Raw genomic sequence first — 20,563 nt, 5'->3', positions numbered from 1 at the left:
TTTCAGGTTATGGTAAAATTAGAAATAATTTGTCGAATAATGAAATGTTTTTCATCGATTACTAATAGAATCAAGCCGCTTTTAGCTGAAGATAAGTGAAAGACAAATAATATTAAAGCATAGAATTAGGAGACGGTTTTATGAGACTGGTAGCAACTGCCTCAGTTGAAGAAGGCACGATTTTGGCAAAGGTTATTTATAATGACAAAGGGCAGGTTCTTCTCCATGAAGGCGTCTCGCTTACTGAAAGAGTGCTTACCAGGCTTAAGGAGTTTGGTATTCATTATATTTATGTGAAGGACCCAGATACAGAGGATATTTATTATAAAAGCTCAATTCCTGATTCTCTTCGGGCTGAAGCTATTGCTGCAATTGAGCTAACCTTTAAACAGGTTCAATCAGACAATAAGATATCGAACTCTTTTACCATTGAAAAGGCTTCAAGAAAATTTAAAGATATAATTAGAATTTTAATGACGGAGCTAAATCAAAGCAAGGATCTTCTAAATCTCCTATCAAATGTTTTTGTTCATGATAACTATATCTTTTCACACTCCTTAAACGTAACCATGTATGCGCTTGCGATAGGGATGGAATTGAAGCTTTCACAGAAGGAGTTGGAAAGTCTGGGCTTGGGGGCGATTCTGCATGATGTTGGCAAAATGAATACTCCTCATAAAATATTAACAAAGCCTGGAAGGTTGACAGAGCCTGAGTTTAAAAAAGTAAAAGAGCATGCCGAGGATGGTTTTAATTTATTAAGAAACATTATAACTATCCCCCTGCTTGTTGCACATTGTGCGTATCAGCATCATGAGCGCCTTGATGGATCAGGCTACCCGCGCGGACTTAAAGGGAAAGAAATCCACGACTTTGGAAAAATCCTTGGGGTTGCTGATGTATTCGATGCGGTCACTTCTAACCGGGTATACCGCCAGGCGATGCTTCCGCATGAAGGTCTTGAGATTCTTTACGCAGGATCAGGAACTCAATTTGATACAGCAGTTGTAGATGCATTTCGCAGATCAGTGGTCATTTATCCAGTGGGATTAACGGTCGAGCTCAATGATGGAAGAAAAGGAGTTATTTCTGGCCAAAACAAAGGGTTAAGTGAACGGCCTATTATTAGAATTCTTGAAGAAGCTGGGAGTAGGGTAAATCCATATGAAATTGACCTAAAAACGAACCTGTCTTTAATGATCACAGGCTGTGACACAACCTTTAAGCACCAAATGGCAAACAATTTCTAAATTATAGGCTAGTTCCCCCCTTTTGAGCATACATATAGCTTGTAAAGGGGGGATTTTTTTGGCAAAATTCGGTGGCCGGCTGCCCCGTAGAGGTCCGCTTCCTTTTCGGTATGTGTTTTTATTAACATTCGTCTTTTTTATTTTCTCCACTGCTGCTGGCCTTTGGGTAATAAATGCAGGTCTAAAGCCAACCCTAATGAGCTATGCAACAGCTGAAACCAGGAAAATTGCAACACTTGTTATTACGAAAGCTATTAATAAAAAAATTGCCAACAGCATCGACGTTAGAGAATTAATTATAAACGTACCCGGACCAGATGAGGGATCTGGCTCTACTCGTATACTTAATACTGAAATTATCAACAGAATTGCTGGAGAAACGACTAATATGATCGAAAGAAACCTGAAGGATGCTGAAAGAGGAGATTTATCTGAGCTGGAAATGCTCACGGATGTAGAAATTGAAACAGACAAAGACGAAAGCTCAGATGGAATTGTCTATTATGTGCCGCTTGGTCAAGCGACAAATAATGCCTTACTCGGAAACTTGGGTCCAAAAATTCCGGTTAAGTTTAATGCAATCGGAAACGTCCATTCAGATGTTAAAGCTAAGTATGCAGATCACGGCATTAACAATGTTTCTGTAGAAGTATCGATAGAAGTTATCGTTAATGTACAGATCATCATTCCATTTGCAACAGAGGTCATTACTGTTAAGCAAAGTATTCCAGTAACATGGTTCGTCATTGAGGGCGGGGTACCACAGTTTTATAATGGCGGAGGAAGTACATCTCCTTCGATTCAGCTGCCAAATAACAACAACTAAGTGTGTATTGCCAAAATAGCAGCCGGCTTGTATAATTAGGAATGGAAAAATGAATAACCCTAATCATTTCGATGGGGTAGAGGCGCAAAATTAATAAGTAAGCCATGTGAGGATGACAACGTTGACCATGGTTGAAAGGGAATTTTGCCGAAGCAGGTAAACAGGTCAGCTGTTAACTGCTGGGGTTGCTCTTAAGAGGAGTAACACTGTCATTATGAGGGATACTGTCTTCATAGTGGGGAGCTACAGATCGTGATGGAGAATTCAGTTACTTGTGAAGAGTAGCGATTGAGATTTCTCTGTCGTTACTCTTTTTGTTTTGCCCAAAATAGAAGCCGCAATCTCAATTACTGACTTGTTACTCCCTTTCAAAGATAAGGAGGAGACAGGAAAATGGAAAATACGATTTATTCTTTACTGCCGCCATTGCTGGCAATTGTAATGGTGGTACTAACCAGGAGGGTTCTGCTTTCCCTGGGCATCGGTATACTAACGGCGGCTCTGCTGCTCGCCCAATTCAATATGGGTGAGACACTTTCGATTTTAGCAGATAGTGTAAAAGGTGTTTTTGTAGATGAAGGCGCACTGAATACTTGGAATGTTTATATTATATTATTCTTGTTGTTACTGGGTTTTATTACTGCATTTATTTCGATTTCAGGAGGAAGCCGCGCATTTGGAGAATGGGCGATGAAGCGTGTCAAAACACGTGCAGGTGCTCAGCTAGTTGGAGCTGTCCTTGGTGTTATTATTTTTATCGATGATTATTTCAATGCATTGGCTGTAGGACAAATTTCCCGTCCAATTACAGACAGGCAAAACGTCTCTAGGGCAAAGCTTGCCTATTTAATAGATTCTACTTCAGCACCTGTCTGTGTAGTATCGCCAATCTCAAGCTGGGGTGCTTATATTATTGCCTTGATTGGGACGATTTTAGCTGCCCATAATATTACAGAGTACTCCGCGTTTTCAGCGTTTGTGCAAATGGTGCCGATGAACCTGTATGTGTGGGCTGCATTAGCCATGGTTTTCATTGTATCTATTAAAAATATTAATCTGGGCGCTATGAGGCTTCATGAAGAACGGGCAATAAATGAAGGTCTTCTTCTTGATCCAAATAAGCCCGCACCTGGAGAGCTGAAAGATGACTTGCCAACAAGTACAACAGGTACAGTTGGAGATCTTGTCTGGCCAATAATAGCTCTGGTTGCAGGTACAGTTGGAGCTATGCTTTGGACTGGTTACACGGCAACAGAAGGCGCTGCCACAATCCTCACCATCTTTGAAAACACTGACGTAACAAAGTCATTGCTTATTGGCGGTTTATTTGGCCTCGCAGTAACGCTTGTTTTATTTTTCCGTCAGGCGTTTGCTTTAAAAGGTGTAAAAGGAGATTCGTTCTTAACAGGTGTTGTTGAAGGGATTAAATCTATGCTTCCTGCCGTGTACATTTTGTTATTTGCATGGGTTATTGTTGACTTAATCGGTCGGCTGGAAACAGGTACTTTCCTCGCAGGAGTGGTTGAAAATTCAAATCTTAATCTATCGTTCCTTCCGGTTATTTTATTTTTAATTGCCGGCGTTATGGCTTTCTCAACAGGAACATCGTGGGGATCATTTGGTATTTTGCTTCCAATTGCAGGAGAAATTGCAGCTGCAACGGATATTACGATGATCCTTCCTGCCATGGCAGCTGTTCTTGCTGGAGCTGTATTTGGAGATCATTGTTCACCAATTTCAGATACGACCATCCTATCATCAACAGGAGCAGGCTGTAATCATATTGATCATGTCATGACTCAATTGCCTTATGCATTAATATCTGCAGGTATTGCAGCGGTGGGCTATCTTGTGCTTGGCTTTACTGGCAGTACACTTGCTGGTTTAGGAACAGTGATCGCTTTATTGGCTGTTACAGCATATGTACTTAGCGGAAAATCTCAGAAGACATCGGTAACTAGTTAAATTCCAGGTGAACTAAAGCTTAGAAGGAACTGCTCTTCCAATATGGAAGAGCAGTTTTTTATATTCTTTCTTTTTAATTTTAACCAACATTTATCAGAGTGTAGATAATTAAACAGATATCCCCTTTAATTTACAAAAATATGAAAGTTTATCATTAATAAGAATAAGGATGAGGTAAGGAGGTGAAGAAATATTTCAATAAATATTATTTCACTAGCACATTAAAGGATAATTTATTTTTGAAAAAAGAGAAGGGGATGCCAAAGGAGGGGGGAAAATAGTTGTCTACTTCTGATTATTTTGGCTGTAAATCTCACTTTTTGTAAGTTTTAATTACTTTTAGAGAAATATGAAAGAAGGAAAAAAAAGATAATTTGCAAAAAACATATTATTCCTAAAATAATGTTTTGACAGGGACATAAAAACTAGATATACTAACTTTAGATTAAATCAAATAATCAGAAAATATAAAAATTTCCCATTCTTCCCACTAGAGGGAAGAATGGAAATAACAGGGGGAAAAGATCATGGAAAATCGTCCACAATGGGGAACGAGAGCTGGTTTTATCTTAGCGGCGATCGGTTCAGCAGTTGGATTAGGGAACATCTGGAGATTCCCGGCAACAGCATATGAAAATGGAGGGGGAGCCTTCTTCCTGCCATACTTATTTGCCTTATTAACAGCAGGGATTCCACTCTTAATCATGGAATTTACAATGGGTCATAAGTACAGAGGTTCTGCTCCTTTGACCTACTCGAAAATAAATAAAAGCTCAGAATGGATTGGCTGGTGGCAGGTTACGGTATCATTTGTTATTTCCACTTATTATGCAGTCATCATTGCCTGGGCCCTGTCTTATACAGTATTCTCATTTAATTTAAAATGGGGAGATGATACGGAGGGATTCTTGTTTGGAAACTACCTTCAGCTAGCTGATACTCCTGGCCAGCTTGGCGGTCTTGTTCCTGGAGTCGCTATTCCGCTTGTTATAGTCTGGATCGTAACTTTAGGTGTCCTTTTTGCAGGTGTAAAGAAGGGGATCGAGGTTGCCAATAAAATTTTCATCCCGGCCCTATTAGTCTTATTCTTAATAATTGTAGTTAGAGCATTAACTCTTGATGGTGCTGCAGCTGGCCTTAACGCTTTCTTCAAGCCTGACTGGAGCCAGATAGCGAACGGAAAGGTATGGGTCGCTGCATACGGACAGATTTTCTTCAGCTTATCGATTGCATTTGCTATTATGATTACTTATTCAAGTTATTTACCTAAGAAATCGGATATCACGAATAATGCCTTTATCACAGGGTTTGCTAACTCAAGTTTCGAATTGCTTGCTGGTATTGGGGTTTTCAGTATTCTTGGATTTATGGCAGCACAGCAAGGCGTACCTGTTTCAGAAGTTGTTAGTGCGGGTGTGGGATTAGCTTTTGTTGTCTTCCCGCAAATCATTAATGAGTTCCCAGCGTTTAACCAATTCTTCGGTTTCCTTTTCTTCGGATCACTTGTTTTAGCCGGTTTATCTTCGCTCATCTCAATTGTTGAGACGTTCGTTGCCGGTGTTCAGGAGAAATTTAAGATTTCACGTACAAAATCAGTCCTTTTTGGAGGCGGGTTATCCGCAGTCATTTCACTTCTTTTTGCAACAAAGAGCGGACTATATTTCCTAGATGTTACTGATTATTTCATCAATAACTTTGGTGTTGCCTTAGCTGGGCTAATTCAGGTCATTGCAATTGCATGGTTTGCGAAAGAACTTAAAGGCCTGCAAGCACATGCAAACAGTGTATCTGACATTCAGCTTGGAACATGGTGGAGAATCTGCCTGGGTTTAATCACACCGGTTGTTCTTGGTTACATGATGTTCGATAACCTGCGTCAAAATTTAACAGGTGACTATGGAAATGGTGATTATTCAAGGGAATTCCTTTTCAACTTCGGATGGGCTATAGCCCTTGGAGCCATATTTATCGGAACACTGTTGAGCTTGAAGAAGTGGAATAAACAGGAATTAAACAAATCCGCAAAAGAGAGCAAGGAGGTATCCCAATAATGGATGCTAGTGCAATTGTTATGATGGTTGTTGGTATTGTGATCATTTGGGGCGGATTGGCCGCAAGTCTTGTGACTGCTGCGAAAAAGTCTAAATAAAGTAAACTAAAACCGGAGTTTGAACACAATTAATGTGTTTAAACCCCGGATTTTTTATGTTTTCAAAATTCAAGTTGCAAATGATCGGATGCGTTGAGTGCATCCAGCGACCAGCGACTTGTGTACTTCGCCCCACTCCCTTTGATAAGTCAAGCACGAATGCGCTAACGCTCTTCGTTGTTTTCTTTATCTCAGTCAGTGTGCTCCAGTCCTGTCGTGCGCTTAACGGGCGCTTACGATTTTGTTTTTAAATTTATTTCTTTTTGGTTCGCTGCCTCTCTTGGCGTTCCCACAACCTGAGTCGAGGATAAGGATCAAATGACCATTCTGTATATCCATTATCTTTGTATATTCCATAATGTAAGTGTGGAGGGAACTTACCTGAAGTTCCTGGCGGGCCATAGCCTGAACTGCCTACACCGCCTATTACCATTCCCGGTTCAACAATTTGGCCAGTTTTTAAATCTTTGGCAAAACCGCTTAGATGGGCAAAATAATGGTAGTTATTGTTTATATCACGGATGCCAATTCTCCAGCCTCCAAAACGATTCCAGCCTTTCATTTCGATAATTCCATAGCTAGTGGCTCTGACAGGTACTCCATAATTGGCAAATATATCGGTTCCTTCATGGATTCTGCGTCCGCCCCAGCCACGGGCATCTCCCCACGTGTTTTTATAGCTGTGGTTGCTCCTTAATGGTACAGGAAATGCATGCTCTTCAAGATTTAAGCGGCCAAAATGTTTATATACCAATGCTTTCCCAATTATGATCCCAACGGTTTTATCTCTCTTATAATAATTCCAGAGACCTATCTTAATATTGTCATGGTCGGTACCATATGACAGGAGATACTGGGCAAAGGCATGCAGTACATCTTCATCATCAGCCGTACTAGCTTTCCCATCTCCGTTCCCATCAAATCCCATGCCATTGAAGAATTGAATAGAGACAGGGCTTTCATCATTAATATTCGGGTTTAGTAAACCTGCCCATTCCTCGGGACGAAAATAAATCCCCGCTATTCCTTCTGGCTTTGGAAGATCCTTTCTGACCTGTCTTATGTTTCTCTCATACTGATCAACAGCTGCAAGGTAATACCAAGGGACATTCGTAACCGCTTCAACCTTTTTATAGAGCTCCATTCTCAATGGGTATGGGTCCTGTTCTTCTTGAGCATTGACACTTCCCAATCCAGGAAAAAAGATTAAAGCGATGAAAACAGCAGCAAAAAATAAAATTTTCAATGGGAATCCTCCCTTCTTAAAGGTTAGCTACGTTTAGTGTGTGATTTCTTGCCAATTTAATAAATATCAAATAATGGAAAGTGAAATGTATTCGGCTTGTTCTCCCATCTTTGATGTGTTAAAGTGACTACAGAAGCAGGCAGGCTGCCTGTTAATGCGTTATTTTCCGGAAAGAGGAGTGAAAATATGAGCACCGATGAAAAGATGCTAAGAAAGCCTGAATGGCTAAAAATAAAGCTGAATACGAATGAAAACTATACAGGTTTAAAAAAGATGATGCGTGAACAAAAGCTTAATACTGTATGTGAAGAGGCAAAGTGTCCTAATATTCACGAGTGTTGGGCTGTCAGAAGGACTGCTACTTTTATGATATTGGGAAGTGTTTGTACAAGGGCATGCAGATTTTGTGCCGTAAAGACCGGCTTGCCTACTGAACTTGACTGGGAAGAGCCAGAACGCGTTGCAGATTCGGTCAGCTTGATGAACCTTAAGCATGTAGTTGTTACCGCTGTTGCACGCGATGATTTAAAGGACGGCGGGGCTGCTGTATTTGCTGAAACAGTCCGCGCTATTCGCAGAAAGAATCCCTTCACATCGATTGAGGTTCTCCCATCTGATATGGGCGGATTATACGAAAACATTCAAACCTTAATGGATGCAAAACCAGATATTTTAAACCACAACATTGAAACAGTTGAACGACTTACTCCTAGAATCCGAGCAAGAGCTACATACAAAAGATCATTAGAATTCTTGCATCGGGCTAAAGAGCTGCAGCCTGATGTCCCGACTAAATCGAGCATAATGATTGGCCTGGGAGAAACGAAAGAAGAAATCATTCAGTCCATGGATGACTTGCGCAGTCACGATGTCGATATTCTGACACTCGGCCAATATTTACAGCCGACAAAAAAACATCTTAAAGTACAAAAGTACTACCATCCTGATGAATTCCTGGAATTAAAAGAAATTGCTTTAACGAAAGGGTTCAGCCATTGTGAAGCTGGCCCGCTTGTGAGATCTTCCTACCATGCAGATGAGCAAGTTAACTCTGCAGCTAAGAAGAAACAGCTTTTAGGTGAGCAAGAAGCCAAAGAAGCCTAAGACAAAAGCCCAGCCCAGCTGGGTTTTTTTATAGGTAGGAAAATTATAATCATTGACTACGGTGTAGCTCCAGAGCCTTGCCAGTTTTGTCCAAGAACCGGCTTCCTCGTGGCGTCTAGGATCACAATATTCATCTCTTAAAGCAAATATCTTGGGAAGCCTGCTCATCCGGTTAAGCCGCTTCGGATTGCTGATGAAGTTACAGATAACGACTGTACCTTTACACTCTTTAGAGCTAACGAAATTAAACATGGCAGCATATTTTATCGGTAAACAAACAAAGCCTTGTCCGAGTTACCGAACAAGGCAATCCATGGATTTAGTTATTCAAATTGTTGTCATTATCGTTTCTGTTGTTATTGTTATTGTTGTTGTTGTTGTTGGCATCATTTTGAATCTTATTTTCTTCGAGCCTTTCCGCTAAATCATCTTTATCCATGTTATCATTCATTTCACCCTTGGCTTCACCGTTGGCATTTTCGCCTTCATTTAAATTTCGGCCTTGGGGGGATTGGAGCATTTGTGTAATCACCCCATTGACTAAGGTTTCGATATTCCGGCTGTCAGAATCTAGTGTAGCAAAGTTTTCAACATCTTTGCGAAGGTTGGTATTATCTGACACATAGACATGGTACCAGCGAGGAACGACAGACATAGCCATTTTTTTTACCTGGTCAGCTGTTTGGAAACGGTCATCTGAATCGGTATTATAAATAATTAATACTTCTTCATCCGTTACCAAAGTTGAGACATCATCTACTTCTGGGACATCTGTGCAGAAAAGCCCGATAATGTCAGCCATTTCCTCACGGTCTATCCAAGCATAATGATCCCTTTGAGTATCTTGACCCATTATGCCAGTCTTTTGGTGGCGGATATAACCAAAGTCTTCACTTCTGTCCCTCATGCCGCGGTCGTCCCGGTTATAAATATCAGCACGCTGGTCATTTACATTTAATGTATTGCCGCTTCTCTCATGAAGGCCTCTGTCCGCATCGCCTGGCTCTGCCATGTTGTTTGCACAGCCAGCCAGTGCAGTTAATCCACATAGGCTCATTATTAGTACTGCTTTTTTCAATTAAAACACCCCCTCATTTATAGAATGACCATGCTTTTACTTTTTTTTCTTAGTAATTCATGGGGAATCAGTTATAATTTAATTAGACATGTTCGATCAAAGAGGTGAATAATTTATGGTATGCATCAATAATATTTGTTACGAAGTGATAGAAGAGAGCAGAAGCGGTTTTAATGAGGAAGCTTTTAGAGCTCGATATAGTGATATTCTTACCAAATATGATTTTATTGTAGGAGATTGGGGATATGGCCAGCTTCGGCTTCGGGGCTTTTTTGATGACCAGAATCAAAAAGCAACATTTGATACAAAAATCAGTACACTCAGTGAATATCTTTATGAGTTTTGTAATTTCGGCTGTGCATATTTCGTAGCACAAAAGGTAAAGAAATAGTATAAACCTTAACCGAGGGAATAAATTGCCTGCAAGGTATTCTGTGTACTGACAATCTGCAGGAATTTCTCTAACCATAGCTGAATGAAGAAAAGGCCAGCAGCAGCACTGGCCTTTTTTGCAAGATAAGAAAGTATAAAATTCTTGATATTGGCTGCTGTCTAGCTCCAGCGCCTAGCCAGTTTTCCCAAAGAGTTAGCTTCCCTGAGTATCTTGCGAGGAGTCGATAGGCTTCGAGCAGCTCGAGATCGCTTCGGTCAAGATGATGAAGTCAAAGAGCGACTTCACCCTCTGGCCCTCCAGCGCTTTTCCAATTGCGCCTCCTAACTTCTCGAGTCGCTTGGGTCTTGCAGCTGAAGTCAAAGAACGACTTTATCTTCAAGCCCTCCAGCGCTTGTCGAAGTTAAACAGGGCTTCATATTAAGGTTTGTCGGGGCTGTTCAAGGCGCTTGCGCTTTTCTTGCATAACTGAAACCCTATCCCTTGCCGTATGGGGGCTCTTCATTCTGATCAGGATCGTCATGGGTAGGATGAGCACCTTCCATCTGCCGCGGTAAATTTTGGTGCAGATTCTTAAATTCGTAATTAAACGGAGTGTAAAAGCGCTGACCCTCCTCCCATTTGTCAGCCTTATTCTGTACGGGGGCATCTTTTCGGATAGGCGATCCGAACGGACCTTCTGGAAATTCTTCAGAGGTAAGGAAGTTTTTTAGAGTCTCAACGTTTGAAAAATCTGTATATACTTGCTCTTCTTTGTCTGTCATGCTGTCACCCCTTTAATTGAATTATTTATAGTATCCCACCTAAAACAAGACAGGCACCATCCATAAAATGGATGGTGCCTGTCACCGTTGTCACACAACTTGGTAAAGGAAAGAGCGAAGTTCTTGAGCATCTTCTTCTGATAATTTAAAGGCAAATTCTAGGTAGCCTTCTTCTTCGAGATCGTCCTGTCCGATAATAGCGAAGCGGCTCCCCTGAATATCAAGCACGAGCTTTTTTCCGTAATAGCGGTCAGACTGAACAATGGCAAGGTCAAAGCGCTGATTTTCGCCCATAAAGCTAACAAATCGAGTCTTTGTGTCCACTAGATCGTCATATAAAAAAAACGGGTCTCCCAATCTTATTTCCTCCTTTTGGTAAATAAACTTTTTAAAGCATTATCAAGTGCGGTTTATGCTCAAGGTGATGGTGAGCGGTTATGTATCGGACCGTTTTTGTTTTCGACCGCATGACAATTGAATGGGTTTCAACCAAGTCGCCGCCCAAAAATCGTACTCCATCAAGCAGTTCCCCGCTTGAAACTCCAGTAGCTGCAAAAATCGCATCGTCTCCAGAAACGAGATCGTTTAAGGTCAGCAGCTGCCTTGGATTTTGCAGCCCCATCTGAACACAGCGTTCCTCTTCTTCGATCATGTGAGGCACCAGACGAGCCTGCATATCCCCGCCTAAGGCTTTAATCGCTGCAGCTGAAATGACGCCCTCTGGTGCACCGCCAGTTCCGACAAACAGATCTACACCGGTATGCGGAAGCGCTGTTGCAATCGCTGCACCTACATCTCCGTCTCCGAATAGTTTTACTCTAGATCCTTTGGCGCGTATTCTTTCAATCAGACCATCATGCCGATCCCGTTCCTGAATGATCACTGTAAGATCCTGGATTCGTTTGTTATTTGCTTTGGCGACAATGTCGATTGTTTTTTCAATCGGGTCATCCAGGCTGATTTTGCCAGCTGCAAGCTTTCCAACAGCAATTTTTTCCATATACATATCAGGGGCATGCAGGAGTGTTCCTTTGTCAGCAACAGCAATGACGGCCATAGCATTGTTATGGCCTTTGGCGACAATGCTTGTTCCTTCAAGTGGATCCACTGCAATATCTACTTCAGGCCCCATGCCAGTCCCTAACTTTTCTCCAATATATAACATAGGAGCCTCATCCAGCTCCCCTTCCCCGATGACGACAGTTCCTGCCATATTGACTGAATCAAACATTCTCCGCATTGCTGAAGTTGCAGCATCATCTGCCTCATTCTTTTTTCCGCGGCCCATCCACTGTGCCGAAGCAAGGGCTGCAGCCTCTGTCACTCGAACTATCTCTAAAGCAAGTTCACGTTCCAACCTTTTCCCTCCATCTTGGCAATTCCTCATCCCTATCTTACCAGAAAATGATTTTCTTTTTTAAAAAAGTTGTATTTTTCTGGTTATATAAAAAAGGACAAAGGCTATTTTGCTGGATGAACAAAGGATTGTGATTAGAAGATTATGATACAATAAAAGAGATGAGCTTATTTTAATTAGAATCTTCCGTTGGTGGGAGCGTTACTCTTTTAAAATAATGTTATTTGAGAGGATGAACGAGTGGTGTATTTTGTCGACCGTGAAAAAATTTCACAGCTTCTGCTATTTTTCGAAGGGCAGCTCGAGCATTTTGAAAGTAGGCAGGAATGGAGCACGCCTACTGAAAAAGCAGCATTGGAACGCCTTACTCATACGATGACCGAGGCGATTCTAGATGTGGGTAATGCTATGATCGATGGTTTTATCATGAGAGACCCAGGAAGCTATGAGGACATTGTGGATATTCTGGATGATGAAAAAGTTATTACCGAAGAGATGAATGAAAGTTTTAAAAAGATAATAGCCTACCGAAAACTACTTGTGCAGAGATATACTGAGGTTGATCACAGTGCACTTCAGCAGGATTTTAAGGCTGAATTGCCGATGTTAAAACAGTTTCCTCAAAAGATCAGCAGCTACCTTATTGATGAGTTAGGACCTGTTTCAGCTTTTAAAAAGTAAGCTTGGACCCTGGACTACTTTCTTAAAAGGGCAGTCGAGCTATCAGGGTAAACAGTTGGGAGTGATTTGGTGAAAAAGTATAAAGGGTACCTTATTGATTTGGACGGTACCATGTACCGAGGTTCAGAGCGAATAAGAGAAGCGGAAGGTTTTGTAAGACTTTTGATTGAAAAAGAGATTCCCTATTTATTTGTGACAAATAACTCTTCGCGAACCCCGGAACAAGTGGCTGAAAAATTAAGAAGTTATGACATTCCAGCTAAAGAGAGCCAGGTGTTTACAACAAGCCAGGCAACAGCTAATTACATATATAATCGAGTAAAAAATGCCACTGTTTTTGTAATTGGGGAAGAGGGCCTTAAGAAAGCAATTAGCGACAGGGGACTTATTGTCGCGGATGAACAGGCGCAGTTTGTAGTAATGGGTATCGATCGCAGTATATCTTATGAAAAACTCGCTGTGGCCTGTTTGGCAGTTCGGAATGGTGCTGCATTTATCTCAACGAATGGAGATATTGCGATTCCAACAGAAAGAGGACTGCTGCCTGGGAACGGCTCATTAACAGCGGTTGTTGCCGTTTCAACGCAGACCCAGCCAGTTTTTATTGGAAAGCCAGAAGCGATTATAATGGATCAGGCTCTTGAAGTACTAGGAACAACAAAGGAAGAAACACTAATGGTGGGGGATAATTACGACACTGACATTATGGCTGGAATGAATGCAGGAATGGATACTTTGCTTGTCCATACAGGGGTAACAACCAAGGAACATCTTGACGGCTATGAGAATAAACCCACCTATGTGATAGACTCACTGGACCAGTGGGAGATCCTATAGAAAAAGATTGACCTGCAAAGCAAGTAATTCGGAATTCAGACAAGTGATGGGAAGGCTATACGGACAGCGGAAGCAGGAAAAGCGGTTGATGAGTCCGACTGGGAAGGTTATTCGGACAGTACAAGCAGGAAATACGATGCGAATCCTAAACTCTGTACCCAGGGCCTCCAGTAGTTTAATTATTATAATGCTGTAATTTTGTATCGTTTTTGACCAATCTATTCAAGGGAATACAAAAGACCAAATCATTGACGATTTGGTCTTTTAATACACCATTTTTATGGTGTCCCGAAAATTTAGCACATCCTTTAGTCCGAAAATCCGTTGTGTTAGAAGGCAAATTATTCAGTATTAGCTGCACGGTGGGCAAGTCGGCTTGATGCCGCTGCAGCAATGGCTCCAACCAGATCATCTAAAAAGGTATGGCATTGCCCGGTACCTTTCTCGTTAAGCTTTACAAGTATGCCTGGTTTTTGCTTATCAATGTATCCATAATTCGTGAACCCGATTGATCCATAAATATTAACGATAGAAAATGCCAGTATTTCATCCACACCATATAAACTTTCATCTGTCTCAATAATGGACTGTAAAGGTTCCCCAAGTTGCTTTTTTTCAGCGAGGATATCAAGCTGTATGCCAGTCAAAATAGCATTTTGTACTTCTCGTTTGGATAATACCCGTTCGACATTTTCAAGGCAGTCTTCCATTTTAAGATTCGGTACATACTTCTCCTGCAGGTAAAAAACGAGTTCGCCAATGTCTTCTATTTCGACTCCTCTTTCATGAAGCCATCTTCTGGCTGTTTCTTCTGTCAAATCAATTGCACTTTTTTTCTCTTCCATCAGCGTCACCTTTTCATCGGAATTTTCCCTATATATATACCTATTTATCCTAAATTATTCGAGTTAATCGGATTTGTGCTGTTTTAAGGGAATTAATGCTCTTTTACATCTTTTCCTGAACCTGGACTCTTATTCATCTAGCAAAGTCTTAAACAAGTTTTTATCAGGGGTGAATATACATTACCTATAAAAGGTTTACGGGAGGTGTATGGAATTGTTTCAGCAAATGCTTGAAAATCAATACGGAATTAAGGCAAATAGTGAAGTAACCGATGGCCGTTTTCGGGGGTTTCAAAAAAATAATGATTTATATTTTGTTTTAAATGCATCTGCTTACGATCCGGAAGAACTTCAGGAATTAAATATGCTGTCTCGATTTATGTACGGGACCGGTGACTGGTCTGTATCACAGCTCTGCTTGACGAAAGATGGAAACATTTTATGCGAGTGGGAGGAAGGAAGGTATTGTGTATGGGAAAGCCGTAAACAGGAGCCTCCTGAGCCTGCTAAACTCGGGAGAAGGCTCGCCAAATTTCATCAACGGGGGAAACTAGTACCATTTAAACTGGAAAAGGTAAACCGAATAGGGCAATGGAAGCAGCTTTGGGAAAGGCGGCTTGATCAAATGGAAAGTGTTTGGAACAGTATGCTGTACCAGCCGCCGGAGTCGGAATTTGAGCGAATGTTTCTTGAATCTTTTCCGTATTATATGGGTCTCGCAGAAAACTCGATTCAATACCTAGTCGATACTGAAATCGACGAAAGGCCATCAGAACTGGACAGCGGGACAATTTGCCACGATCGATTCTCGGCTAAATCATGGGGGACACAATTTTACATCAAAAATCCAGTTGATTGGGTGTTTGACCATCGCGCTCGTGATGTAGCCGAATGGATAAGATCCAATTATTTCATTAATACTCAAACGTACCAGCCTGGTTTAAGGCAATTTATAAAGGATTATCAGCAACGCAGTCCTTTGTCAGTCTTTTCTTGGCGGCTTCTGTATGCGCGGCTCCTGTTTCCGCTGCACTATTTTGACTGCGTAGAAACTTATTTCATTACTGGCTCCGAACAAGAAAAGCACTTCCGCAGTGACCAGCTGCGAAAATATTTGAATCAAACCCAAGAGCATGAAGGATTTCTTGGACACTTTTTTCAAATGGCTGAAGTTCCTGTCCGCAGGCTGAAGCTCCCCAGAGTAGAGTGGCTCTATTAGTGAAATTAACTCTTCTGTAACTAGCTTAAATTGTCTGATACAATAAAAAGAAATGCTTTCGTTAAAAGGCGGGAAAAAAATGAAGCCGTATATTTTTATTACAAGAAAGCTTCCTAACGATATTGTAGATCAATTATCGCTTCGATATGAAGTAAGTATGTGGGGATATGAGGACATAGCTGTACCAAAGGAACGTCTTCTTCAGGAGGCAGCTAAGGCTAACGCTTTGTTGACGATGCTGTCAGAGCAGGTCTCGGAAGAAGTCCTTTCTGCAGGCCCTAACCTAAAAGTCGTAGCGAACATGGCAGTGGGCTATGATAATGTTGATGTAAATACGGCTGCAAAAAAAGGGATTGCCGTGTGTAATACTCCGGACGTTCTGACCGATTCGACAGCCGACCTTACTTTTGGTTTGATGCTCGCAGCGGGACGCAGAATGGTTGAATCCTCCGAATATATTAAACAAAATAAATGGCAAAGCTGGAGTCCAATGCTTTTGGCCGGACAGGATATTCACCATAAAACGCTTGGGATTTTCGGTATGGGAAAAATCGGTGAGGCGGTTGCACAAAGGGCAAAAGGCTTTAACATGAAAGTCATATATCATAACCGGACCAGAAAGACAGAACAAGAGCAACGGCTTGGAGCCAAATTCTGTTCCTTCACTGAGTTGATCCAGTCAGCTGACTTCGTTGTCTGTCTTGCTCCGTTAACTGATGAAACTAGAAAAGCGTTCACGTACGAAATCTTTAAACAAATGAAAAATACTGCTGTGTTCATTAATGCCTCAAGGGGGGGATTGGTGGACGAGCAAGGGCTTCTGACAGCCCTTCAGACAGGGGAAATTACAGCTGCAGGGCTGGATGTGTTTGAAAGGGAACCGATTTCAGCAGACCATCCCCTATTAAAACTACCCAATGTTGTAGCCCTTCCGCATATCGGGAGCAGCAGCAGAGAAACAAGAATGGCCATGATGCAGCTTTGTGTCGATAATATCATAGCCGTCTTGAGCGGTGAGAAGCCACCTGCTCTCGTCAACCAAGATTGGAAGCCAAAAAATTGACTTTACCGCGGGCATTGAAGGTGGGGAGCCGAGCTCTACGGCCGGTTCTTAATTTATGCACTCTCTTAAGGGTGCTTTTTCATTGGCGTTTAGGAAATTCAAAAAGTATGCTATGGATAATTGATGCGTTGCCTGCATCTATCTTACACTCCAATGACAGGGAAATGATCCTAACCTCCTAATGATAAGTTTAAATTTCTGGCCTTCGTGTTTCCTTTATCTAGTGGGTTTTCTCCAGATACATACGTCACTTATGGAGGCTTAGCTTATGTTCTTAAAGCTAAGCTGGGAAATTTTTTTCCTGTTATAACAGTAAGGTAAGCGGTTACAGGCCAGAGAGCTGTAAATAACCCTTGTCAAAAGGCAATAAGGGCTCTATAATGTCTACTATATACAAACAAATGTATTTACTGAACGAACAAAAGAGAGGGGAGACAATCATGAAAGCAATATCAATCGGTCTTCTGGGGCTTGGAACAGTAGGATCCGGAGTAATAAAAATAATTGAAAACCATCAAGATAAACTAATGCACCAGGTAGGCTGTCCAGTAACCATTAAAAAAATCCTCGTCAAACAGCTTGATAAGGAACGGGCAGTAAGAGTTGATCCTTCTCTTTTAACAACAAATCCTAACGATATCATCGAGGATCCTGAGATTGATGTCATTATCGAGGTAATGGGTGGTATTGAAGAAACTAGGGAGCATTTATTGAATGCCCTTAATAATAAAAAGCATATCGTGACAGCGAATAAGGATTTAATGGCTCTATATGGCTCACAGCTTTTGACAGCAGCCTCAGAAAACGGCTGTGATTTATTTTATGAAGCAAGTGTAGCGGGCGGAATTCCAATCTTGCGCGGACTCGTTGACGGGTTGGCTTCTGACCGTATTACAAAAATGATGGGTATCGTTAACGGTACGACTAACTTTATTTTAACGAAAATGTCCAAAGAAGGGCTGCCATATGAGGAAGTGCTGGCAGAAGCTCAGGCACTCGGGTTTGCCGAATCGGATCCGACAGCAGATGTTGAAGGACTGGATGCAGCTAGGAAGATGACGATCCTCGCCACACTGGGCTTTTCAATGAAAATTGATTTGGATGATGTAAAAGTAACAGGAATTTCGAGTGTTACTGAAGAAGATATAGAATACGGACGACAGCTTGGCTATGCAATGAAGCTGATCGGGATTGCGCAGCGCGAAGATGAAAAGGTTGAAGTCAGCGTCCAGCCAACGCTTATCGCAGCGTCACACCCGCTAGCTTCCGTGCAAAATGAATATAATGCTGTATATGTATATGGTGAAGCTGTTGGTGAAACAATGTTTTATGGTCCGGGGGCAGGAAGCATGCCAACTGCAACTGCGATCGTTTCAGATTTAGTTGGGGTCATGAAAAACATGCGGCTCGGAGTTAACGGAAGAAGCTCGGTTACCCCGCAATACCAGAAGAAATTAAAAGAGCCAAGTGAGATGTACTCTAAGTATTTCCTAAGAATTCAAGTAAAAGATGAAGTGGGCGTATTTGCTGATATTACATCTGTTTTTTCAAAGCATAACGTTTCGTTTGAAAAAATCCTTCAGCTGCCAATTGAAGAAAAAGGGCTGGCAGAGATCGTCCTGGTTACTCACAGGGCTTCTCTTCAAGATTATAACGACATTTTAGTAGAGATAAGAGATATAGAGACTGTGAAAGAACTTAAGAGCTCGTACAGAGTAGAAGGAAGTGCGAAGATATGAAATGGAACGGCATCTTACACGAATACAAAGAATTTCTTCCGATAGACAATGACACTCCTCTTCTGTCCCTCCATGAAGGGAATACTCCCTTGATTAAGCTGGATCGACTCTCTGAGGAGTGGGGAGTTGAGCTCTATGTTAAAACAGAAGGGACTAATCCGACAGGTTCCTTTAAAGACCGAGGCATGGTGATGGCGGTTGCTAAAGCTTGGGAATCAGGCAGTAAAACCGTTATTTGTGCCTCTACCGGCAACACTTCAGCAGCTGCTGCAGCTTATGCTGCGCGAGCGGGGCTTCGTTGTATAGTGGTTATTCCCGAGGGGAAAATTGCAATGGGCAAGCTTGCTCAGGCTGTAATGTACGGTGCGGAAATCATCTCAATACAGGGGAATTTTGACCACGCTTTGAAAATGGTTCGTGAAATAAGTGAAACTGAAGATGTGACGCTTGTTAATTCAGTAAACCCATACCGGCTTGAGGGCCAGAAAACGGCTGCTTTCGAAGTCTGTGACCAGCTTGGCGGCGCACCGGATATCCTGGCAATCCCAGTTGGAAATGCAGGGAATATCAGCGCCTACTGGAAAGGATTTAAAGAATATCACGCAGCTAAAAATACTGGTTTGCCAAAAATGGTTGGGTTCGAAGCAGAGGGAGCAGCAGCCATTGTACACAATCGGGTGTTTGAGGATCCTGAAACGATTGCAACAGCTATCCGGATTGGAAACCCAGCAAGCTGGGATTTAGCAGTTGCTGCTGCTGAGGAATCTGATGGAAAAATAGACGAAGTATCTGATGATGAAATTTTGCAGGCTTATCGTAAGTTAGCGAAATCAGAAGGGGTCTTTGCAGAGCCAGCGTCATGTGCCTCACTAGCTGGTGTATATAAATTGATTCAAAGTGGACAAATACAAAAAGGTTCAAAGATCGTCGCTGTACTGACAGGAAACGGACTTAAAGATCCATCAACAGCTATTGACTCCAATACCATTAAGCCAGTTGTGCTTCCAAACAATGCTGATCTTGTTGCCGAACACATCCGGGGAGTCGTCCGCCAATGACAGGGGCGGACAGGCTATCGCTTCGTGTGCCAGGCAGTTCCGCCAACCTGGGACCGGGCTTTGATTCGATAGGTTTAGCGATTAATCTTTTTTTAGAAGTAGAAGCCGAAAGAAGCAGCCAGTGGGAAGTAGTTCCGCTTTCTGAGGAACTGAAGAAATTTCCAAGCAATGAAGAGAATTTCATTATTCAGACTGCGCTTAAGGCAGCAAAATTTTATGGAGCAGAAATGCCCCCCTGCCGGCTTGAGGTTAAAAGTGAAATTCCGTTGGCAAGAGGTCTTGGATCAAGTGCAGCTGCAATCATTGCAGGTATAGAGCTTGCAGACTGTTTTTGCCACCTTAACCTTTCAAAGAAACAAAAGCTTGAACTTGCAGCAAAGCTGGAGGGACATCCGGATAATGTTGGAGCTTCTTTGTATGGCGGTCTTGTAGTTGGAAGCCAGCTTGGAGATGATGTTGATGTAACCTGGATTCATTCATTTGATGTGGAGGCTGTTGCAGTCATCCCACAAACGGAGTTAATGACAAAGGTATCAAGGCAAGTTCTACCTGCTCAGTTTGACTATGCTCATGCAGTGCAAGCAAGTGCTGTTGCAAACCAGCTTGTCGCAGCTTTGCTGACAGGGAATTGGCTGCTTGCAGGAAAAATGATGAGAAGTGATTTATTTCATCAGCCTTACCGTAAGGCATTAGTCCCTAATTTTGAAAGGGTAGAAGTGTGCGCAGAACAAAACGGAGCCTTTGGAGCTGCTATTAGCGGGGCTGGGCCGACTGTAATATGCTTTACTGAGAACGGAAAGGGAGCTGCTTTAGCAGCTGCTTTATCGAAGGAATTTACAGATATGCTTATTCTCCCGCTGAAAATTGATAAGGCCGGGAGTACAGCCTGCCAAACGGATCAAGTTAAAAACAATTAAACTAGCAAATAAAAAAAGCGGACTTGCCTTTAGGCAAATCCGCTTTTTGAATAAAGCTCCATAAACCTCGTGTT

The 20,563-nt window shown here is 42.0% G+C and carries 20 protein-coding genes and 1 riboswitch; of the genes, 14 read left to right on the top strand and 6 right to left on the bottom strand.

Going from position 1 to position 20,563, the window contains the following annotated elements:
• Positions 1-140 precede the first annotated feature (140 nt).
• From HRJ06_RS02590 to HRJ06_RS02570, 5 genes are all read left to right on the top strand, one after another.
• On the top strand, positions 141-1,250 hold the full coding sequence (locus tag HRJ06_RS02590) for an HD-GYP domain-containing protein (protein WP_174728384.1): 1,110 nt from the start codon (positions 141-143) through the stop codon (positions 1,248-1,250).
• Positions 1,251-1,308: 58 nt separating this feature from the next.
• Positions 1,309-2,076 (top strand): sporulation protein YunB, encoded by a 768-nt coding sequence (yunB, locus tag HRJ06_RS02585; RefSeq protein WP_174728380.1) that lies wholly within the window; start codon positions 1,309-1,311, stop codon positions 2,074-2,076.
• 69 nt (positions 2,077-2,145) lie between these two features.
• A riboswitch (Lysine riboswitch) is annotated at positions 2,146-2,330 on the top strand.
• Between the two features lie 139 nt (positions 2,331-2,469).
• The gene (locus HRJ06_RS02580) at positions 2,470-4,041 is read left to right on the top strand and encodes a Na+/H+ antiporter NhaC family protein (protein ID WP_174728377.1); all 1,572 of its coding nucleotides are present in this window, start codon (positions 2,470-2,472) and stop codon (positions 4,039-4,041) included.
• 527 nt (positions 4,042-4,568) lie between these two features.
• Complete coding sequence (locus tag HRJ06_RS02575; protein WP_174728374.1) at positions 4,569-6,092, top strand: sodium-dependent transporter; 1,524 nt, start codon at positions 4,569-4,571, stop codon at positions 6,090-6,092.
• Complete coding sequence (locus HRJ06_RS02570) at positions 6,092-6,190, top strand: methionine/alanine import family NSS transporter small subunit (protein WP_174728371.1); 99 nt, start codon at positions 6,092-6,094, stop codon at positions 6,188-6,190. Before HRJ06_RS02575 ends, HRJ06_RS02570 begins: the two co-directional genes overlap by 1 nt.
• A 253-nt stretch (positions 6,191-6,443) precedes the next feature.
• On the opposite strand, the gene HRJ06_RS02565 is transcribed toward HRJ06_RS02570, so the two are convergent.
• Positions 6,444-7,406: a M23 family metallopeptidase gene (locus tag HRJ06_RS02565; protein WP_422392710.1), complete on the bottom strand. Its 963-nt coding sequence runs from the start codon at positions 7,404-7,406 to the stop codon at positions 6,444-6,446.
• A 174-nt stretch (positions 7,407-7,580) separates the two neighbouring features.
• On the opposite strand from HRJ06_RS02565, the gene lipA reads away from it, so the two are divergent.
• Positions 7,581-8,540 carry a lipoyl synthase gene (lipA, locus tag HRJ06_RS02560; protein ID WP_277874651.1) on the top strand — a complete coding sequence of 320 codons (960 nt, stop codon included), beginning with the start codon at positions 7,581-7,583 and terminating at the stop codon, positions 8,538-8,540.
• Between the two features lie 319 nt (positions 8,541-8,859).
• Here lipA and HRJ06_RS02555 read toward each other — a convergent pair whose 3' ends face one another.
• On the bottom strand, positions 8,860-9,618 hold the full coding sequence (locus HRJ06_RS02555; RefSeq protein ID WP_174728362.1) for a YhcN/YlaJ family sporulation lipoprotein: 759 nt from the start codon (positions 9,616-9,618) through the stop codon (positions 8,860-8,862).
• 115 nt (positions 9,619-9,733) lie between these two features.
• Here HRJ06_RS02555 and HRJ06_RS02550 point away from each other — a divergent pair, with 115 nt between their 5' ends.
• Entirely contained in the window at positions 9,734-10,009 is a 276-nt protein-coding gene (locus tag HRJ06_RS02550) for a YutD family protein (protein WP_174728359.1), read from the top strand.
• 476 nt (positions 10,010-10,485) lie between these two features.
• Here the strand turns inward: HRJ06_RS02550 and HRJ06_RS02545 are convergent, their stop codons facing one another.
• The 3 genes from HRJ06_RS02545 to glpX all read right to left on the bottom strand — a co-directional run bounded on the left by HRJ06_RS02545 (position 10,486) and on the right by glpX (position 12,130).
• Complete coding sequence (locus tag HRJ06_RS02545; RefSeq protein ID WP_174728356.1) at positions 10,486-10,773, bottom strand: cytosolic protein; 288 nt, start codon at positions 10,771-10,773, stop codon at positions 10,486-10,488.
• Between the two features lie 90 nt (positions 10,774-10,863).
• Positions 10,864-11,130 (bottom strand): DUF3055 domain-containing protein, encoded by a 267-nt coding sequence (locus HRJ06_RS02540; protein ID WP_174728353.1) that lies wholly within the window; start codon positions 11,128-11,130, stop codon positions 10,864-10,866.
• A gap of 31 nt (positions 11,131-11,161) precedes the next feature.
• Positions 11,162-12,130, bottom strand: coding sequence for a class II fructose-bisphosphatase (glpX, locus tag HRJ06_RS02535; RefSeq protein WP_174728350.1), 969 nt, complete (start codon positions 12,128-12,130; stop codon positions 11,162-11,164).
• Positions 12,131-12,373: 243 nt separating this feature from the next.
• On the opposite strand from glpX, the gene HRJ06_RS02530 reads away from it, so the two are divergent.
• Positions 12,374-12,811, top strand: coding sequence for a HepT-like ribonuclease domain-containing protein (locus tag HRJ06_RS02530; RefSeq protein WP_174729289.1), 438 nt, complete (start codon positions 12,374-12,376; stop codon positions 12,809-12,811).
• A gap of 69 nt (positions 12,812-12,880) precedes the next feature.
• Entirely contained in the window at positions 12,881-13,648 is a 768-nt protein-coding gene (locus HRJ06_RS02525; RefSeq protein ID WP_174728346.1) for a TIGR01457 family HAD-type hydrolase, read from the top strand.
• A 341-nt stretch (positions 13,649-13,989) separates the two neighbouring features.
• On the opposite strand, the gene HRJ06_RS02520 is transcribed toward HRJ06_RS02525, so the two are convergent.
• A complete protein-coding gene (locus tag HRJ06_RS02520; RefSeq protein WP_174728343.1) occupies positions 13,990-14,493 on the bottom strand; it encodes a phosphatidylglycerophosphatase A family protein in 504 nt (167 codons plus the stop codon).
• 208 nt (positions 14,494-14,701) lie between these two features.
• Here HRJ06_RS02520 and yutH point away from each other — a divergent pair, with 208 nt between their 5' ends.
• From yutH to thrB, 5 genes are all read left to right on the top strand, one after another.
• Complete coding sequence (gene yutH, locus HRJ06_RS02515) at positions 14,702-15,712, top strand: spore coat putative kinase YutH (protein ID WP_422392708.1); 1,011 nt, start codon at positions 14,702-14,704, stop codon at positions 15,710-15,712.
• 79 nt (positions 15,713-15,791) lie between these two features.
• Entirely contained in the window at positions 15,792-16,775 is a 984-nt protein-coding gene (locus tag HRJ06_RS02510; RefSeq protein ID WP_174728338.1) for a 2-hydroxyacid dehydrogenase, read from the top strand.
• A gap of 440 nt (positions 16,776-17,215) precedes the next feature.
• Complete coding sequence (locus tag HRJ06_RS02505; RefSeq protein ID WP_174728335.1) at positions 17,216-18,514, top strand: homoserine dehydrogenase; 1,299 nt, start codon at positions 17,216-17,218, stop codon at positions 18,512-18,514.
• A complete protein-coding gene (thrC, locus tag HRJ06_RS02500; protein ID WP_174728332.1) occupies positions 18,511-19,572 on the top strand; it encodes a threonine synthase in 1,062 nt (353 codons plus the stop codon). Before HRJ06_RS02505 ends, thrC begins: the two co-directional genes overlap by 4 nt.
• On the top strand, positions 19,569-20,489 hold the full coding sequence (thrB, locus tag HRJ06_RS02495) for a homoserine kinase (protein ID WP_174728330.1): 921 nt from the start codon (positions 19,569-19,571) through the stop codon (positions 20,487-20,489). The genes thrC and thrB overlap by 4 nt, the downstream gene beginning before the upstream one ends.
• The last annotated feature ends 74 nt before the right edge of the window (positions 20,490-20,563 follow it).

The sequence above is a fragment of the Mesobacillus harenae genome, assembly GCF_013343715.1.
Taxonomy (GTDB): Bacteria; Bacillota; Bacilli; order Bacillales; family Cytobacillaceae; genus Mesobacillus_A; species Mesobacillus_A harenae.
This window is presented reverse-complemented; position numbering and strand designations above follow the sequence as displayed.

Bases quoted from the DNA above. Each gene is read 5' to 3' on its own strand.
- HRJ06_RS02590 (WP_174728384.1), top strand. From the start codon at position 141: ATGAGACTGGTAGCAACTGCCTCAGTTGAAGAAGGCACGATTTTGGCA.
- HRJ06_RS02580 (WP_174728377.1), top strand. From the start codon at position 2,470: ATGGAAAATACGATTTATTCTTTACTGCCGCCATTGCTGGCAATTGTA.
- HRJ06_RS02575 (WP_174728374.1), top strand. From the start codon at position 4,569: ATGGAAAATCGTCCACAATGGGGAACGAGAGCTGGTTTTATCTTAGCG.
- HRJ06_RS02570 (WP_174728371.1), top strand. From the start codon at position 6,092: ATGGATGCTAGTGCAATTGTTATGATGGTTGTTGGTATTGTGATCATT.
- HRJ06_RS02550 (WP_174728359.1), top strand. From the start codon at position 9,734: ATGGTATGCATCAATAATATTTGTTACGAAGTGATAGAAGAGAGCAGA.
- HRJ06_RS02545 (WP_174728356.1), bottom strand. From the start codon at position 10,773: ATGACAGACAAAGAAGAGCAAGTATATACAGATTTTTCAAACGTTGAG.
- HRJ06_RS02520 (WP_174728343.1), bottom strand. From the start codon at position 14,493: ATGGAAGAGAAAAAAAGTGCAATTGATTTGACAGAAGAAACAGCCAGA.
- yutH (WP_422392708.1), top strand. From the start codon at position 14,702: ATGGAATTGTTTCAGCAAATGCTTGAAAATCAATACGGAATTAAGGCA.
- HRJ06_RS02510 (WP_174728338.1), top strand. From the start codon at position 15,792: ATGAAGCCGTATATTTTTATTACAAGAAAGCTTCCTAACGATATTGTA.
- HRJ06_RS02505 (WP_174728335.1), top strand. From the start codon at position 17,216: ATGAAAGCAATATCAATCGGTCTTCTGGGGCTTGGAACAGTAGGATCC.
- thrC (WP_174728332.1), top strand. From the start codon at position 18,511: ATGAAATGGAACGGCATCTTACACGAATACAAAGAATTTCTTCCGATA.
- thrB (WP_174728330.1), top strand. From the start codon at position 19,569: ATGACAGGGGCGGACAGGCTATCGCTTCGTGTGCCAGGCAGTTCCGCC.